The sequence below is a fragment of the Acinetobacter sp. 228 genome, assembly GCF_048147885.1.
Genome location: NZ_JAYWYV010000437.1, coordinates 1 through 1,169 on the forward strand (window position 1 = coordinate 1; position 1,169 = coordinate 1,169).

The following is a 1,169-nucleotide window of genomic DNA, read 5'->3' on the forward strand; positions in this document are numbered from 1 at the left end:
CAATAAATTGATTGAATACAGTCAGTTAGTTAGAAAATTTGGTGAACTTACTTACCCTATACAGGACGAAAGAGAGCAACAAATCAAAAAACTAAAAGATGAAGTTATGCATTTAAAAAAACAACTTAACTTTTTTAAATATACTTCAATCTCAAACAAAAATAGACTATTAATTTCTCATAAACATTCCATTTAACATAATGGGGCTTATGCGAAATGGCCCTTTAAGTTTACTTTAAGATCAATAACTTACATTGAGTTAAACCCCTGGAACGATCTCGTTCAACCGATTTAGAAATAAATCGGTTTTTTTATGTTCAATTTTGATACTTCTTGCCAATAAAATTGTTTAAAAAATAATCAAAAATAGCAATTCCATAGAGTTTATAAGCTTTTTTACCCAAAAGAATCCACTATTTCTGTGGATAACCACTGGGATAAATTTTGATTATTTTTTGTACGTTTTGGCTTACAGCGTTTCACGAAATTGTCTGTATCTATCCCCCGATGAAGCTCTTATGATCGATCTATATGGACAGGATGTTCAATGACTTAAAACAACAATAATAATCAGTCAGGCACCATGACCATCAGGTAGTCAGCCCTACCTATGCGCTCCATACCGAAAAATCCCGACATGACGTCGGGATTTTTTATTATCTAAACTTCTTAAATTAAAGTTGGATGAGCATCTAAAATACGAATTAAAGTCGCTGCAGGACCAGTCGGATAGCGACGGCCTTGTTCCCAGTTTTGCAGGGTTCTCGCGCTGATATGCAAACGTGCAGCAAATTCAGCCTGGGTTAAGCCTGTTTTCTCACGTACTTCTTTAATATCCGGTAATTCAAGCTCTGTGACTCGACTTGCCTTTATCTCCTTACGCTTGATGGCACCAGCTTCTTTGATTGAAGCAACCAGGTCATCAAATAAGTTGTTATCCATGAAATTGCTCCTTTACTAATTGACGTAGAATCGAGGTTTCTTTGTCTGTCAGATTATCTTTCACAGACTTTGGATAAGCCACCAGGAAAAAGATCTGATCATCTTCTGTAACCCAATAATAGATCACACGGATACCGCCACTTTTGCCTTTATTGCCCTGAGCACAACGTACTTTACGAATTCCACCACCATTCTTGATTAAGTCGCCCTTATCAGGCTGTACCAAG

General features: G+C 36.5%; 2 protein-coding genes and 1 pseudogene. 1 reads left to right on the plus strand and 2 read right to left on the minus strand.

The features are described 5' to 3' along the window. Positions 1 to 196 (plus strand): annotated as a pseudogene (locus VXQ92_RS19670) (hypothetical protein); the annotation flags it as partial. 473 nt (positions 197 to 669) lie between these two features. Here VXQ92_RS19670 and nadS read toward each other — a convergent pair. After that, positions 670 to 942, minus strand: a complete 273-nt coding sequence (nadS, locus tag VXQ92_RS19675; RefSeq protein ID WP_000369780.1) for a NadS family protein — start codon at positions 940 to 942, stop codon at positions 670 to 672. After that, positions 935 to 1,168, minus strand: a complete 234-nt coding sequence (locus VXQ92_RS19680; protein WP_167564521.1) for a type II toxin-antitoxin system RelE/ParE family toxin — start codon at positions 1,166 to 1,168, stop codon at positions 935 to 937. The genes nadS and VXQ92_RS19680 overlap by 8 nt, the downstream gene beginning before the upstream one ends. Position 1,169 lies beyond the last annotated feature (1 nt).